The organism is Vibrio sp. T20 (assembly GCF_007858795.1).
Classification (GTDB): Bacteria; Pseudomonadota; Gammaproteobacteria; order Enterobacterales; family Vibrionaceae; genus Vibrio; species Vibrio satsumensis.
On sequence record NZ_VFEB01000012.1, the window covers coordinates 40,215 to 55,725 of the forward strand.

The following is a 15,511-nucleotide window of genomic DNA, read 5'->3' on the forward strand; positions in this document are numbered from 1 at the left end:
AGACATCAATGGTGATTGAGCATTTTCGAAGCCAGCCGGCATGAGAACCCATTAGTTTTAATAACTAAAACAATCGCTTAGGCTCACCAAAGTAATAACCCTGCAGATAATCGACACCCATTTGTTCTGCTATCTCACAAACCTGTTGGTTATGGACAAATTCAGCAACCGTCTTAGCATTGAACACTTGGCATAAGCGAACCAACTGAGAAGCGATATTTCTTTGTTTTTGGTCTTTGTCGATATTACGAATCAAGCTACCGTCGAGCTTAATAATCTGTGGCTCAAGCTTAATGATCTCATCAATATTGGAGTAACCAGAGCCAAAATCATCAACAATGATTCTCGCCCCGAGTGCACGGAAGTGATCACACACCTCTATCATGCGGCCATAATCCTTGATTTGCTCAGATTCCAAAACCTCTAAGCCAAGTCGAGTGGGATCGTTCATACCACTGATCGCAGCCTCGAGTACCTCAAGCGTCTTGTCACTCAACAAATCTTGTGGGGATAGATTGATAGAGAACGAACTCTGTTTATCCGCCATATAACCGATAGTGCTCTTAATCATATGTCGACTAAGGCGTGTGTAGAGGTGCGTGTCGGCAATGATAGGTAAGAACTTTCCTGGTGCCACAATAGTACCGTCCGACTCCATGATTCTGACTAAACACTCTTGGCCAATCATTTCGTGAGTGCCCGATTCCACAATCGGCTGAGAGTAGGTAATGATGTTCTGATCTAAAATCGCACGGCTCACACAGCTCAACCAACCGAGCTGCTCTTTGCGGTCCTCTTCGCTCACCTGAATGTCTTTGGCATTGGTGATGTGGGTATTGTTCCGCACCCCATAACGTCGAGCTTCGATCGCTTTCAATAAGATCTCGTCACCGCTGTCGGTTAAGAAATCACAACGACTAGCAAAGCCGCCACACAGAGAAACAGACAGGTAATCAATATCAGCCAAACCATATGGCTCAAAATTTATGTGTTCGATGTCATCGGCGAACTCAACGAAACCTTCTTTTATTTTTGTACTACCAACACTGGCGTTAAAGATAATCGCCCACTCTCCGACCCCAATACTGAACAGCTCAACCTTCACGCGAGGCTCCTTCACGACACGAAGCTGCAATCGCTCAATAAAGTGATTAGACAGGTCAAGCAGTAACTGGTCACCCACCTGATAGCCGTATTTTTCGTTAACTTGATGGAAATTCGTGAGCTTTAACGTGAGTAAGTGTTCACTAAATAGAATCGTATTGAGGCGCTCCTTCAGTACAATACGGTTCGGTAAGCCAGTGCGTGAGTCAATGCGATAGCTCTCGGTTAAGCGACGCGCTTGTTGATGGAGTTTTTTCTCCATCTGGGTATTCATACTGTCGAGATCAGCGACTGCATTTCTGACCAAGTTAAGCAATGGCGACACTGTTGAGCCACACTGAAAATCTTCACAACGAAACTCTTTAACCTCGTCAGACTCGCGCATAGCGATATAAGTCAGGCTGTGGTGCAGTATCTCTTGGCGGTCTTCATTGCGGTATAGCTCACCCATGCAGTAGGCACCACATGTATTCACTATCCCTTCAAATGGCTTAAGCTCAAGTTTACTGTCGATAAACTCAAGTCGAGATACACAGTTATAGATGATCACCGACTCAGGCTGATGCATGGCTAGCATCTCGGCACCGTGACGCACCTTTTCCGCGGTCAAAGAGGGGTGGTTATAACAAAACTGCGCCTCTTCACCGACATGCCAAGGGCTATCAAACTCGATACTGCCATCATCATTAATGCGTAGAGGTGTTGAAATACCCTTCTTTCTGCCAAGTTCTCGATAAAGTGGAAAGCTCATCAGTTGGCTAAAAGGAAGGTCTTTGCCATCCGCAAGGTAATGTTTGAATACTTCAATCGCCGGCTTGTCATTCAACGCATATAAGCGATTTCCGACCGCATGTGTGACTCGCAGTTTCATCCCAATCGGGTTCCACTCAGAGTACGCATCCGACCAAACCTTCAATCTTGGGTTAGTCAGAGCCACAGCAACACAGGCATGCTGGTAGGTTTGCTCGTTATACATAACCCAACGGCCAAATTCATTCTCATGGCACAGTCCACCAGCAATCGGCAATGCGTAAGGCAGGTTTTCAAAAGCGCTATAAATAGGGTAATCACGCCCTTCGACCTGATCGCACAAACTGATGACCGTTTTGGTGCCTTCGGTAAGGTGCAGTTGCAAAGCTAAGTCTTGGCTATCTTGATTTGGATTACCCGTAAAAGGCTGGACTGCCGAGGTTAGATGGGTTTCGTTGAACTCACTGATGATGACTAAGGTGCATGCACTTTCAAGGCAATTATCACAGATAACATGACGAGCACTCTGACCAATTAGCGTCGCATTGTTTAAACGATTGAGAGCGACACTCGCGATTTGACGAGCTAGATCTGAAGATTGAGCTGAGAAAATTTGGATAAGGTACTGTTTGCTGTCACACCATTCTCGCTGATCAAGTTGAGCTCTAAACAACGCCTCAGTATTTGCGAGAAATGTAAATGTTTGCATGCCAACCCTTGTTCAAATTCTAATGGAGTAGAGAACCCGCAACCACTGCTATGACTGAAATGAATCGATAAAAAGTAGCCGCCAATTATCCTAGCCTAATCAGGCTTTTATAGGCGACTAATGTAACAATTCACTATCATAAATGCGACACAATAAGCTTACCAAGCCATTAAATTAGTCGCATAAGATCGCTAAGTTGGTCTATTTCAACATCAGGGAGCACGCTCGCCTTCGAAGAGAGGTATAAATTGGAACCAGTGTCATTAAACCAGCACGCTTGGAAGCCATTTTGCTTGGCTCCATAGACATCCGTTTTGAGGTGATCACCAACATGAAGAATATTCTCAGCGTCACAATCTAGGTGTTGCTGAGCTTTTTCAAACATATCTGGGCAGGGTTTAGCTCTTCCATCAGGGCCAGCTTTAAGGATTAATTGAAAGTACTGCCCTAAGCCAATTTTGTGTGGGTCGACATTACCATTAGTAATCGCAACTAGAGGAATGCCTTGACTAAGCTCAGTCATCACACGATGCGTTTCGTCAGGAACATTGACTTGATTACGTAGCCATAATGCATGCTCAATACCTTCTCGAGCCGCTTGTTCTGCTTGCTGCTGAGAATAACCCAATTGCAGCAAACCACTTTTAATCTGAGTTTCACGCCATACGGTGACATCATGTTTCAAAGCTGGGTTTTCAGAGGCGACTTGCTGCTTAATGCCCTGCCACTCTTCGAGCGATAAAGAAGCCGACACTGGGTGCTTTTGATAAAGCCACTGTGCCATCTCCTTCTCAACCTTCATGATCACAGGCCAGTTGTCATACAGGGTGTCATCTAAGTCAAAGGTCATGGCTTTGATGGGCTTTAACCCTCGATAAATTCGCATAGTAAACCCTTAAATCTAATCTTTGTTCTTCTTACGCGCTCTCGGGTGAGCCTGATCATAAGCTTGTGCTAAGTGTTGGAAATCTAAGTGGGTATACACTTGGGTCGTCGAGATGTTTTCATGGCCAAGCAATTCTTGAACAGCACGAAGGTTTTGGCTCGACTCTAGCACATGCGTTGCAAAGGAGTGACGCAGTTTATGCGGGCTGATGTGGCTCGCGACAGATTGCTTCTTTCCCCACTCTTCCATACGTTTTTGCACGCTTCGATGAGAAATACGAGTCCCTAACTTCGAGACAAACAGTGCGGTTTCACCCGGTGAAGCCAACTCACCACGAACTTTAAGCCATTTATCGACCCACTCTTTAGCTAAACCAGAAAAAGGCGCTTTGCGTTCTTTATCGCCTTTACCGATGACTCGGATTTCACCCTGGCGACCCAACACATCTTTGAGGTTAATACCGACCAGTTCTGCCAGTCGTAACCCAGCGCCATACATCACTTCCATCATCGCGCGGTCACGAATCGACAGTGGGTCGTCCTCGTTAACATCAAGCAACTGTCCAACCTCATCAACATCGAGGTTTTTAGGCAGAGGACGCTGTTTACGTGGAGCAGAAACACCTTTGGCTGGATTGGCCGTCATTTCTCCACGCAACACAAGAAAATCAAAGAAACTGCGCAGTGAAGATAAGCGTGTTGCAATGCTGCTTGCTTTCATTCCCTCACGCATGCCTTTACTGGCAAGTTGTCTTACCCACGCTGCATCGACCTGGCCCCAATCCTTTAGCCCTAGTGTGACTAAATGACCGGCCATAGTTTCAAGTTGTTGTTTGTAATTACGTTGAGTGTGTAGGCTGAGTCCCTTCTCGCTTCTGAGATACTCATAGAAGCGAGAAAGTGGCTTTTGAAGGCTGTTAGGAAGAGGTATTTTGGGCTCTAGGCTCATTATTTATCTGCCAAGGTAAGGTGTCCGCCAAATGAGCGACAACAAGTGCTAAATGACGTAAAAAGAGCGTATCCATATGGGGTTGGAAATGTCCGCCTTCTTCACTAGAAAAGGCGAGCAACCCCAATGGAGACTGCTTAGCAAGCGGTAGTACTACATAAGAGCCTAGCTCTGGAACTGGATAATCACCAAACAAATCGTGTCTGTCGGCTTTTCTCAAGCGCCCAAGATAAGCATCTTTGCCATTGAAATGGTTCAGCGAAAACTTAGAGTAGCCCTCAGCACTTAAATGATAAAAACCCGATTGTGAAAGAATTCGAACATGAGCCTTAAGCCCAAGGTCTAACGCTTTTTGTTCAACGGCCTTTATCACCTGCATGAAGTCACTGCATTTCAGCACTTGCGCTTGCAGATCCATAAACTCATAGAAGGTTTTATCGTTATTTGCCGCCAACGACATCAAGCCAGTGATCTCTTCTTCAAGCTCTTCGATTCGATGACGCTGGCGTTTAAGCTGAATCTCAACCAGAGAAACAGCGCCCTGCTCAACGTTATTGATAGCAAGGCGATCAACCAAATCTTTTCTGTCTTGGAAAAAATCTGGGTTATCACGTAAATATTCCGCGACCACTTCTGCGGTGAGTGCGTCGGCTTCAACGTAAGACAAAACCTATCCTTTATGTTTTATGAATCTATTGGTTATAAATCGTTATTAGCAAGAAAGTTGACCATCAAACACATGCGTTGCCGGGCCGGTCATAAACAGAGGTTTACCCGGGCCTTGCCAGCTAATGTGTAAGTCACCGCCTGGTAGACGAACCTTCACATTCTCAGCCAGTAAGCCTTGAGTGATACCAACGGCAACTGCGCCACACGCTCCGCTGCCACATGCCTGAGTTTCACCCGCGCCACGTTCGTAAACACGCAAACGAACTTCTTCACGGCTAACCACTTGCATAAAACCAGCATTAACACGCTCAGGGAAACGTTCGTGTGATTCGAGAAGCGGACCTAGGATGTCCACATCAGCAGTATCGACATCATCAACGACGGTAACCACATGTGGGTTACCCATGCTTACCGCACCACAGAACAAAGTATGTACATCCGTTCTCAGGATATACGTCTTCTCTGGCTGCTTGGCCTTGAATGGAATCTTACCTGGTTCGAACTCAGGAATACCCATGTTCACCGTGATCAGGTCATTCTCTTCAATTTTGAGAACCATTTTACCTTTCTTGGTGCTGACGTTGATACTGTACTTATTCGTTAAGCCTTTCATGCGAACGAATCGTGCAAAACAACGAGCCCCATTACCACACTGCTCCACTTCACTGCCATCCGCATTGAATATGCGGTAATGGAAATCAGTTTCAGGATCATAAGGAGCCTCAACCACAAGTAGCTGATCGAAACCCACACCAGTGTGACGATCCGCCAAACGGCGGATCAAATCTGGAGAAAAGAAAATATTTTGAGTAATGCAGTCCACGACCATGAAATCATTGCCCAAACCATGCATTTTAGAAAAGTGGAAGTGCATAACGCTTAAAATTACTCCGGAAGAATGTTTTCAAGTTCCCATAGACTCGCAAGCTCTTCACGCTGACGAACCAAATGAGTTTTATCGCCATCAACCATCACTTCAGCCGCACGCGAACGAGTGTTGTAGTTAGATGACATCGCGAAGCCATAAGCGCCCGCAGAACGAACTGCTAGCAGATCACCTTCTTCAAGAACAAGGTCACGATCTTTACCTAGGAAATCACCCGTCTCACAAATTGGGCCAACCAAATCGTAAGTCACGGCTTCACCCTGTCTCGGGCTAACTGGAACAATATCTTGCCAAGCTTGGTAAAGCGCTGGACGCATCAGGTCGTTCATTGCTGCATCGATGATGGCAAAGTTCTTGTGTTCGGTTGGCTTGAGGAACTCGACTTTTGTTAATAATACACCAGCGTTAGCAGCAATCGCTCTTCCAGGCTCGAAAATCAGCTCTAGATCAGAATGATTCTCTAGGCGAGCCAATAAGGCTTTCGCGTAATCTGAAGGCTGTGGTGGTAATTCATCACGGTAAACCACACCCAATCCGCCACCGACATCAAGGTGTTTGATGTTGATACCATCAGCTCGTAGTTGGTCGATCAGTGCAAGCAGGCGATCGGTAGCATCAATGAAAGGTTCGATATCCGTTAGCTGAGAACCAATGTGGCAATCAATACCATGAATAGACAAGTTATCGAGTGTTTGTGCAAACGCATAAACGGCTGGAGCACGGTCGAAAGCAATACCAAACTTGTTATCACGCAGACCAGTAGAAATATAAGGGTGAGTGTTGGCATCAACATCTGGGTTGATACGTAATGAAATTGGCGCTTTAACACCAAGCTCACCAGCAACTTTATTCAGTCGCTCAAGTTCTGGCTCAGACTCTACGTTGAAACACTTAATGTTCAACTCAAGTGCGCGCTTCATTTCAGCAGCTGTTTTACCGACACCAGAGAACACAACTTTTGCCGGATCGCCACCAGCAGCTACTACACGCTCTAACTCACCGCCAGAAACAATGTCAAAACCTGAACCCAAACGAGCCAAAGTATTCAACACGCCAAGGTTCGAGTTAGCTTTAACGGCATAACACACCAAGTGCGGATGCTCACCAACCGATGAGTCAAACGCGTTCCAATGACGCTCTAATGTTGCACGAGAGTATACATACAGCGGCGTACCATATTGCTCTGCGAGTTGTGAAAGTGCGACGTCCTCAGCCCAAAGCTGGCCATCTTCCTGATAGTTGAAGTAATCCAAAGTTCTTATCCCTTATAAATAACGATTTCTGCGTGTTTCACTTATTGTGATTGTTCAGTCTGCTGAACTTCATCAGGATCGTATAACGGACCCGTTTGACCACAACCAGAAAGTCCAATAACGGACACCATAAACAGAGCGGTAATTAATTTTTTCATTTTGCATATCGTGATTATTAACTCAATGCCCCCTATAATCGCACCACACTCAAGAAAAGCAATAGGATAGAAAGGATGAACGAGACTGAATTTCATCAGCTGGTCGATATACAGATGCAAAACATCGAAGAAGCTATCGATGAATCAGAGGCAGATATTGATTACGAAGTGACTGGTAACGTAATGACGCTCGAGTTTGAGAACCGCAGCCAAATCATTATCAACCGCCAAGAACCAATGAAAGAAATCTGGTTAGCGTCTAAATCTGGTGGCTTTCACTTCAAGCTGATCAATAACAAATGGACATGTTCTAAGACGGGCATGGAGCTGTTTGAGATGGTTAAAGAAGAATGCGTGAAGCACGCAGGTGAAGAGATTGATTGGGTCTAATCATTTGTAAGCAAAACTAAAAAGGAGTGAATCAATCACTCCTTTTTAGTATCAATCAGTCTAAATAACCTAAATGTTGACTATCTTTGAGCTCCGAGAAGACAAGGTAGCGTCGTTACGGTAAGGCACAACATAAGAGTTACCCTCTTCAGGGTGCACGATCTGGTAGTACTGAGGTAAATTAAAGTTAATCAACTTAGACGACATCTTCGACTCATCTTTTACCGATGTGTAGAAAGAATTCACGTTCGCGATCATCTCATCTTTTTCACCATTGTACTGGTGATACACCTCTACTTGATTCGACTCGTCCAATACATAGATATTGAAACCTTTATCGGTATCTTCAAAGAAGAACTGAATTAAACCCTCACTCGCAAAACCATCCACCACTTCTGGCAGTTGATACTCCTGCTCTTTATCGAGCATCAGTAACGGTGAACCCTTCAACTTATTGGTTGAGATACTACGGTAGAAATCAACCGAGTTTTCCAACATCTGTACCGATACACCACGACGCTCGAAGAACAGGCCAAACATCTTATTAGCTAAACGAATAGCCTTAAAGCGGCGACGCTTCTCTGGTTCAATCGGTTTCAATCGTAAGTCGATACACTCAGCAAGCAGTTGATACACCATATTACGCATCACACCACGCAGGTTTTTGCTGTAACAGAACACATCAACCGACTCTGGCGGCAACGCATCTTGGTGCATTTTGCCAAGAACCGTTTTAAGTGCATCCAACATTGCTGTATCACCTTGGAAATGAAGCGTACGTACTTCATGCCAAGAGTTACGATAAACCAGATCGACACTGCCGACTAAGCTCTTACCTTCTTCACCAAAGCTGAAGATATCAGCATTCTTGAGGTCCACTTTTAATGCACGACCACTTAACTCAGAAGTTGGGTCATTTTCAAAGTTGATGAACATCGCGAGCTGGCTTATCTCACACGGACTCGCCAGTGCTTGCATACTCGGGCGACGCTTACGCAAAGAAAACGTATTACGCAGATCGCTCACCATTTGATAGAACTTATCGATATCAATGTGAGCATCACGCACCACAGAGTGCAAACGCGTCGACTCCGTAATCAAGCCATTAAAGAATGACCAAGCAACCAATTTACTCAAGTACTCATGGTGCTCAAGTGAAGGCTGACCAAGAATACGATGCGCTACCAATGGTTGCTTATACAGGTACCAGCCGGCTTTATTCGACTGACCCTGACGAACTTCGATAAAGCTCAAGTCTGGTTCATGTAGATCAGGAGAGATTTGCGGATTCAGTAACGTCACTTTACCTGGCAATACCTCAAACGCAGCGTAAAGCTTACGCGCCAAAATACTAATATCTTGTGGGCTAATTGCAGAAGTGATGTCGTTGCGACGCGCAAATTGAATCAGATTACGATAGCTCAGCATCAAGGCATCAAGCAGTGCATGGTGTACCACTTTAACCTGCTCAACCTTCCAGTTACGGCGGTTATCGAGCTCAGCAATGGTTTCATGTCCCCAATTCCAAGACTTAGTCATCTCAGTTAAGGCTTCACGACGCCACGCAACAGAACCAATGCCCGCATCTCGTGACAACTTCTCGTGGGTCTTAAGGTAGAAACAACGTCTCACCAAGTCCAATCGAGTGTGGTCGTTAATGCGTTCTAGATAGCGCGTTACCTTCTCAAGCATCAGATAGTAGCTATCCATGCCATACAGATCCGGTTCATCCGCGAAGAAGCGACGCTTGGTATCAATACTCAGCAGTTGAGTGTTTGGGTATTCCCATGAATAGGCTTCTAACAGGATCGCCTTTAACACCGATTTATACGGAGAGTCGATACTCTTATAGAGCTGCCATAGATTTGAACCAAAGTACTCTTCAGCGGGAATACGATTTAGCTTACCGAAATCGATCCACTGCGAGCAATCAAGATAGCCGTCCTGACATAAACCTTGAACATACTCGTCGTAGCACTCTTCCATTTCAGGCGGAATGATTTGCCACAACAAACGTTGACCGGCTAAACGAACCGCTGAGCGATAGAACTCATCAAGCAGTAACAAGTGCTGTGAAGAACCACAGTTATCACCGGTCATCTCTTCCGAATGATTCGAACGGAAACGCTGTTCATCCATCAAGAAGAAGTTAGCTTCCACACCTAAGGTCTCAGCCCAATCGGTAATCAGCAAACATTTGTTGGTAAGGCTATCACGAGATGCGCCATCCATATCTGGAGACACACACACCCAGATATCAAGATCACTTGAGGTACTTTGCCCAATAGAAGAAGTACTACCCATGGTGTACAAGCCAAGGATTGCAGGTTCAGCAGCCTCGGTAAGTTTGCCACCCAGCGTTAATTCGGTATCAGAGACAAATTGCTTTTGGAATTCATTAAGCGTGAAGCTACGAATTCCAAAAGGAACTTGTTGGTCATAATAACCCGGCATCATCGGGTGATTGAAGTGAAGCAGTGCGGGAATAAGGTTGAAAACTCGCTGGCCTTGCACATTCATCAACGCCAACGCACGATCAATGCGCTGCTGATTTAGATTGTCTAATCGTTGAATCAAAGTTTGAGTGTAAGCCTGCAAGGTAAGTCCTTGGTTTGAGGTTAAGTGCAGTTCTGTTTAGTTACTGAACGAAAGCAGCAACAAAACGTGATCAATTTAACACTTTTACCCTTAGTGGTAAAGCAAAGGAATCCGTCATACTGGTCAATTCCTTGATGACAGAAAGTTAAACTCACGGCGCCGTAGTGTCCTCTTTATTGACTATTTCTAATAATAGCCCATGTTTCAAATGAGATACCAATCACACTATTTTGGTGAACTAATGAAAATCTCTCAGCTATCAAAGTATCGAATGATCAAACAGTAAGAATTCTCGCCTCATAATGGTAGGATTAGGCTATTACAGAACCTATATCGGAACCACCATGACAAATTCAGCACCAATCCGTATCGCGACCAGAAAAAGCCCTCTTGCCCTTTGGCAGGCATACTTTGTAAGGGATGCACTGCAAGCTGCTCACCCTGGTTTAGAGGTTGAGTTGGTAACTATGGTGACCAAAGGTGACATCATCCTCGATACTCCGCTTGCTAAAGTTGGCGGTAAGGGCCTGTTCGTTAAAGAACTTGAAGTAGCAATGCTAGAAGGTCGTGCTGACCTAGCAGTTCACTCAATGAAAGATGTCCCAGTAGACTTCCCAGAAGGTCTAGGTCTGGTGACGATTTGTGAACGTGAAGATCCTCGTGATGCTTTCGTTTCAAATACCTACAACAATATCGACGAGCTACCACAAGGTGCCGTCGTGGGTACATGCAGCCTGCGTCGTCAGTGTCAATTACTTGAGTCTCGCCCTGACTTAATCATCAAAGAGCTGCGCGGCAACGTTGGTACTCGTCTAGGTAAACTCGATGATGGTCAATACGATGCGATCGTACTGGCTGCTGCTGGCCTTAAGCGTTTAGAGCTAGAAGAGCGTATTCGCAGCTTCATCGAACCAGAACAGTCTCTACCAGCTGTAGGCCAAGGCGCTGTTGGTATTGAGTGCCGTCTAGATGATGAACGTCTAATCAAGCTTCTTGAGCCGCTGAATCATAAAGACACGGCTGATCGTGTACTTTGCGAGCGAGCAATGAACCTTACTCTAGAAGGTGGTTGCCAGGTGCCTATCGGTAGCTATTCACTATTAGATGGCAACAACATCTGGCTACGTGCATTAGTTGGTGAACCGGACGGTTCGAAGATGGTTCGTGGTGAGATCTCTGGTCCTCGTAAAGACGCAGAAGCGCTTGGCGTGACTCTAGCAAATCAATTGCTGGATGATGGTGCAAGAGAAATCCTAACCAAACTCTACGCTGACCAAGAATAACCATGACTGTGTTGGTGACTCGCCCTGGTTCAGAGGGGCAATCGCTTTGCCAACAACTAGCGGATGAAGGAATTCAAGCAATCCATCATCCGCTGATTCGTATCGTTGATAATCCAAACTCTTCGGATTTAAGCACCCAGCTTAATAACAGCGATATCATTATTGCAGTCAGTCACCACGCCGTGACCGCTGCTCAAAACATCCTTTCGAAAACCTCATCCATTTGGCCCACTTCGCCGCTTTATCTTGGCGTTGGTCAAAAAACTGCGCACGTTTTAAGCAAAGTCTGTAAACAAAAAGTAAACTACCCTCAAGTTAGTGATAGTGAACATCTTCTTAAACTTACTGAACTTAATGGCGTAGAAAATAAGTCCGTTTTGATACTACGTGGTAATGGTGGGCGTGAGCTCATTAGAGATTCCCTACTCAATCGAGGTGCACAAGTCTCTTATTGTGAGACCTACCGTAGAGAATATATTCCCATTAGCGACCACAATACCTATCAAACATGGATAAACAAAAAAGCGTCCAAAGTTGTCATCACTAGTCAGGAACAATTGGAGTATCTCTGCTCAATTACCCCTGATGAGTATTTGGCTTGGCTGTCAACAAGACATCTATTTGTCCCAAGCCAGCGCATTGTAGAACGAGCACAACAACTCGGTTTCTCGAACGTGACCAATACTCACAGTGCTACGAACCAAATATTACTGGCTGCTCTCCGGCCCTAGCTAGAAACAGGAAATAAGCATGACAAGCAAAAAAAATAATGAGCATATTGAACCTGAAAAGAAACAAGACACTCAGCCAGTAGTTGTTGAAAACGAAAAAGCTGACTCTACAGAGACAAAACAATCTGAACAGAAGCTCGATGCCTCTATCTCAAATACCGCTAATAATGAACAGCCTCAAGCTGAGCATAAAGAGCAAATAGAGAAAGCAGAAAAGCAAGGTAAGCGCGGTGTCAAGCTAGGTGCTATTGCGATCGCTATTTCTATTATTTTCAGTGGCGGTATCGCATTTCAAATGCAGCAAAAGAGTGCTGAGTACTCAGCTCAAATCGCCACTCTTCAAGCGCAACTTCAGAATACCCAATCTGCAGTAAATAAAGACCTGCAAACCATCAAGCAAGAGACTATCCAAGAAGCGTCGCACGCGGTGGAGAAAACTCAGGTAGTACAGTCTCAACAGCAAAAGAGCATTCAAAGCCTACAGTTAGCAGTGGCTGACGTTAAAGGTCGCCGCCCGAATGACTGGTTACTTGCCGAAGCCGATTACCTTGTGAAACTAGCAGGACGTAAACTGTTTCTAGAGCATGATGCCGTTAGCGCAACTAAGTTAATGGAAAGTGCCGATCAACGTATCGCAGCACTGAACGACCCTAGCTTAGTGTCACTGCGTCAATCAATGACCAATGACATTACCAAGCTTCGCACTATTCCTCTGATCGACCGTGATGGCTTAGTTCTACGCATCACAAGTCTTCAGCAGCAAGTCGATTCGCTGCCACTTGCCAATGCTATTCTTCCAGAAGCCGCAATTGTTGAGAAAAAAGCAGTATCGCAAGATATTAATGATTGGCAAAATAACCTGATGACGTCGATGAAAGACTTCTCAGAAAACTTCATCACATTCCGCAGTCGTGATGGCGAAGTTATCCCTCTACTTTCTCCTGAGCAACACTTCTACCTGCGTGAAAACATCAAAGGTAAATTAGAGACCGCTATTCGCGCCGTCTACAAAGAGCAAGGTGAACTCTATAGTGTAGCTCTTAATACCGCTAGCGAGTGGTCGAAAGCGTACCTAAACCAAGATAACAACTCAGTCATTGAATTTGAGAAAGCGATTAAACAGTTAAGTGAACAGAACATCTCTGTGAAATACCCTGTAAAGCTTGAGTCTCAGAATGAGTTATCAGATGTGATACGTGAGCGCCTACGACGTGAAGTCACCGTTATGACCACGGAGGAAAAATAATGATTCGTTGGATTTTTCTTTTTCTCGTTCTCGGTGCTGGGTTAATTGTTGGTACTCAGTTCTCTGGTCAACAAGGCTACGTTCTGATCTCAATTGCCAATAAGACCATTGAGATGAGCGTGACAACACTGGTTATCTTTGTTATTGCTCTTCTAGCTGCTCTGTTCGGCTTAGAGTACTTGTTTAAAAAGCTTATGTACGCAAGCTCGACAACTTGGAACTGGTTCAGTGTTCGTAAACTGAAACGCTCTCGTCGTTATACCAATGAAGGCATCATCAAACTTCTTGAAGGTGACTGGAAAGGCGCAGAGAAGAAGGTAACTCGTTGGGCTAACCACCACGACATGCCGCTGCTTTGTTATTTAGTCGCTTCTCAAGCGGCACACGAACAAGGGAATACGGGTGAACGTGACAAATACATCGAGCTCGCTAGCCAGCAAGACAACTCATTACTTGCCGTTGAGCTAACCAAGGCTAAACAACAGATCAGTGAATCGAACTACGAAGCGGCTTTCGATACACTTTCAACATTGAAAGGTTCGTACCCGAATAACACTGCTGTACTTGGCCTGCTAAAAGCCACTTACATGCAGCTTAAGTTGTGGCAGCCATTGTTAGAGCTAACGCCTAAGCTAGCTAAGAACAAGCTTCTTACAGCTGAAGAGCAAGTTGAGTTGGAGCAGAAAGCACAATGTGGCTTACTTCACGATGTGGCACAGCAGCAAGGTAGCGAAGGTTTAATCAGCCATTGGAACAAGCTTTCCAGAAAGCAGAAACAAAGCTCTCATCTTGTTTCCTGTTTTGTGAAACAACTGATCGCTCGTAAAGCTGATTCAGAAGCCTTCACAGTGATTAAAGAGAACATCGCGAAGAGTGGTTCAAATGAACTCTATATGTTGCTTCCTGAGCTAAACCTTGCTGATCACCACCCAGTCGTGGTTATGCTAGAACGCGCTATCAGTAAAGATGGTAGCAATGCTGAAGCACACAGCGCATTGGCTCAGTTCTACCTAAGAGAGCAGAAGTGGGCAGAAGCACAAAGCCACTTTGAGAAAGCGCTAGCACTTCGTTCAAATGTTTCAGATTACGGATATCTATCTGACGCACTAGAGAAGCAAAACTTAACGAAAGCAGCTCACGAGGTTTCTCGTAAAGCGCTCGCTCTAGTTCAACCCGCTTAACTCGAAGCAACTCAACGAAGCCGATGCCCAGCATCGGCTTTTTTATATCTGTTGTTTATCCCCAGATAACCTCAACGATACTTATAAACCATAATCTATCGAGCCCTTACTCGCCTTCCCCACCAAACCAAGTGTATTAAAGTAACTATGAAATTGTGCGTTAGGGCCTCCCAAACACACATAGAACTACTTTAATTGTGTCTGTATGTAGTTTACGATTTTTATAAACAAGCTCTTAGAAGAGATTCAAGAGGAATCATAGAGAAAAGTGACACCTTTAAGCCCAAGAGTAAATGGAGATCACCTTGAGAAAAGGCGTTTAAAGATATTTACCCGCAGACAGATGCCCACTTAAAGTCACGCTGAATTAACAAAATAGCCATCAATAGTCCAACTATAAACCGTTATAACCGAGGCTTCACGTAACAACCCTGTAGATTCATTCATGAAGTAAAAGGGATAAAGCAAGAGTTACAGACCAACAAAACCTTGTTATTAAAAACGAAGCATCTTTATCAGCCAGTTCAAATTAATAGGAAGTAAAGATCTCGGAGACAGATAATAAAACTCAGATATCGGAAACGACGAAAGCCTAGTCGTCAAACTAGGGTTTCTAATACGTAATGAAGGGAGTAGCGAGAACGCTAAACGCAGGGTCGCCAATTGAGGACTAAACCTTTGTGGGACTGATTCTGCTAGAGAAAAACACTTTTCTTTAA

At 44.9% G+C, this 15,511-nt stretch carries 13 protein-coding genes; 5 read left to right on the forward strand and 8 right to left on the reverse strand.

Annotated features, from left to right (window positions below):
* Positions 1-64: 64 nt before the first annotated feature.
* The 7 genes from FTW16_RS01330 to lptM form a co-directional block, all read right to left on the reverse strand.
* Positions 65-2,563 (reverse strand): EAL domain-containing protein, encoded by a 2,499-nt coding sequence (locus tag FTW16_RS01330; RefSeq protein WP_132982602.1) that lies wholly within the window; start codon positions 2,561-2,563, stop codon positions 65-67.
* Positions 2,564-2,732: 169 nt separating this feature from the next.
* The gene (gene yigB / locus FTW16_RS01335) at positions 2,733-3,449 is read right to left on the reverse strand and encodes a 5-amino-6-(5-phospho-D-ribitylamino)uracil phosphatase YigB (protein ID WP_132982603.1); all 717 of its coding nucleotides are present in this window, start codon (positions 3,447-3,449) and stop codon (positions 2,733-2,735) included.
* A 15-nt stretch (positions 3,450-3,464) separates the two neighbouring features.
* Complete coding sequence (gene xerC / locus FTW16_RS01340; RefSeq protein ID WP_017061015.1) at positions 3,465-4,397, reverse strand: tyrosine recombinase XerC; 933 nt, start codon at positions 4,395-4,397, stop codon at positions 3,465-3,467.
* The gene (locus tag FTW16_RS01345; RefSeq protein ID WP_132982604.1) at positions 4,366-5,064 is read right to left on the reverse strand and encodes a DUF484 family protein; all 699 of its coding nucleotides are present in this window, start codon (positions 5,062-5,064) and stop codon (positions 4,366-4,368) included. The genes xerC and FTW16_RS01345 overlap by 32 nt, the downstream gene beginning before the upstream one ends.
* 45 nt (positions 5,065-5,109) lie before the next feature.
* Positions 5,110-5,940, reverse strand: coding sequence for a diaminopimelate epimerase (gene dapF, locus FTW16_RS01350; protein ID WP_132982605.1), 831 nt, complete (start codon positions 5,938-5,940; stop codon positions 5,110-5,112).
* An 11-nt stretch (positions 5,941-5,951) separates the two neighbouring features.
* Positions 5,952-7,205 (reverse strand): diaminopimelate decarboxylase, encoded by a 1,254-nt coding sequence (gene lysA / locus FTW16_RS01355; RefSeq protein WP_061019782.1) that lies wholly within the window; start codon positions 7,203-7,205, stop codon positions 5,952-5,954.
* A gap of 41 nt (positions 7,206-7,246) precedes the next feature.
* Entirely contained in the window at positions 7,247-7,363 is a 117-nt protein-coding gene (gene lptM / locus FTW16_RS24885) for an LPS translocon maturation chaperone LptM (RefSeq protein ID WP_407829960.1), read from the reverse strand.
* Between the two features lie 75 nt (positions 7,364-7,438).
* Here lptM and cyaY point away from each other — a divergent pair, with 75 nt between their 5' ends.
* A complete protein-coding gene (gene cyaY / locus FTW16_RS01365) occupies positions 7,439-7,753 on the forward strand; it encodes an iron donor protein CyaY (RefSeq protein ID WP_132982606.1) in 315 nt (104 codons plus the stop codon).
* A gap of 69 nt (positions 7,754-7,822) precedes the next feature.
* Here cyaY and FTW16_RS01370 read toward each other — a convergent pair whose 3' ends face one another.
* Entirely contained in the window at positions 7,823-10,351 is a 2,529-nt protein-coding gene (locus FTW16_RS01370; RefSeq protein ID WP_132982607.1) for a class I adenylate cyclase, read from the reverse strand.
* Positions 10,352-10,695: 344 nt separating this feature from the next.
* Here FTW16_RS01370 and hemC point away from each other — a divergent pair, with 344 nt between their 5' ends.
* From hemC to FTW16_RS01390, 4 genes are read left to right on the forward strand one after another with little or no spacing between them, the layout of a single operon-like run.
* Positions 10,696-11,634, forward strand: a complete 939-nt coding sequence (gene hemC / locus FTW16_RS01375) for a hydroxymethylbilane synthase (protein WP_019825210.1) — start codon at positions 10,696-10,698, stop codon at positions 11,632-11,634.
* Between the two features lie 2 nt (positions 11,635-11,636).
* A complete protein-coding gene (locus FTW16_RS01380) occupies positions 11,637-12,365 on the forward strand; it encodes a uroporphyrinogen-III synthase (RefSeq protein ID WP_132982608.1) in 729 nt (242 codons plus the stop codon).
* Between the two features lie 19 nt (positions 12,366-12,384).
* The gene (locus FTW16_RS01385) at positions 12,385-13,611 is read left to right on the forward strand and encodes a uroporphyrinogen-III C-methyltransferase (RefSeq protein ID WP_146489796.1); all 1,227 of its coding nucleotides are present in this window, start codon (positions 12,385-12,387) and stop codon (positions 13,609-13,611) included.
* A complete protein-coding gene (locus tag FTW16_RS01390; RefSeq protein ID WP_146489797.1) occupies positions 13,611-14,792 on the forward strand; it encodes a heme biosynthesis protein HemY in 1,182 nt (393 codons plus the stop codon). Before FTW16_RS01385 ends, FTW16_RS01390 begins: the two co-directional genes overlap by 1 nt.
* The last annotated feature ends 719 nt before the right edge of the window (positions 14,793-15,511 follow it).

Excerpts from the sequence above, each read along its gene's own strand:
- yigB (WP_132982603.1), bottom strand. The coding sequence starts at position 3,449 with ATGCGAATTTATCGAGGGTTAAAGCCCATCAAAGCCATGACCTTTGAC.
- FTW16_RS01385 (WP_146489796.1), top strand. The coding sequence starts at position 12,385 with ATGACAAGCAAAAAAAATAATGAGCATATTGAACCTGAAAAGAAACAA.
- FTW16_RS01330 (WP_132982602.1), bottom strand. The coding sequence starts at position 2,563 with ATGCAAACATTTACATTTCTCGCAAATACTGAGGCGTTGTTTAGAGCT.
- FTW16_RS01380 (WP_132982608.1), top strand. The coding sequence starts at position 11,637 with ATGACTGTGTTGGTGACTCGCCCTGGTTCAGAGGGGCAATCGCTTTGC.
- hemC (WP_019825210.1), top strand. The coding sequence starts at position 10,696 with ATGACAAATTCAGCACCAATCCGTATCGCGACCAGAAAAAGCCCTCTT.
- cyaY (WP_132982606.1), top strand. The coding sequence starts at position 7,439 with ATGAACGAGACTGAATTTCATCAGCTGGTCGATATACAGATGCAAAAC.
- lptM (WP_407829960.1), bottom strand. The coding sequence starts at position 7,363 with ATGAAAAAATTAATTACCGCTCTGTTTATGGTGTCCGTTATTGGACTT.
- FTW16_RS01390 (WP_146489797.1), top strand. The coding sequence starts at position 13,611 with ATGATTCGTTGGATTTTTCTTTTTCTCGTTCTCGGTGCTGGGTTAATT.
- dapF (WP_132982605.1), bottom strand. The coding sequence starts at position 5,940 with ATGCACTTCCACTTTTCTAAAATGCATGGTTTGGGCAATGATTTCATG.
- xerC (WP_017061015.1), bottom strand. The coding sequence starts at position 4,397 with ATGAGCCTAGAGCCCAAAATACCTCTTCCTAACAGCCTTCAAAAGCCA.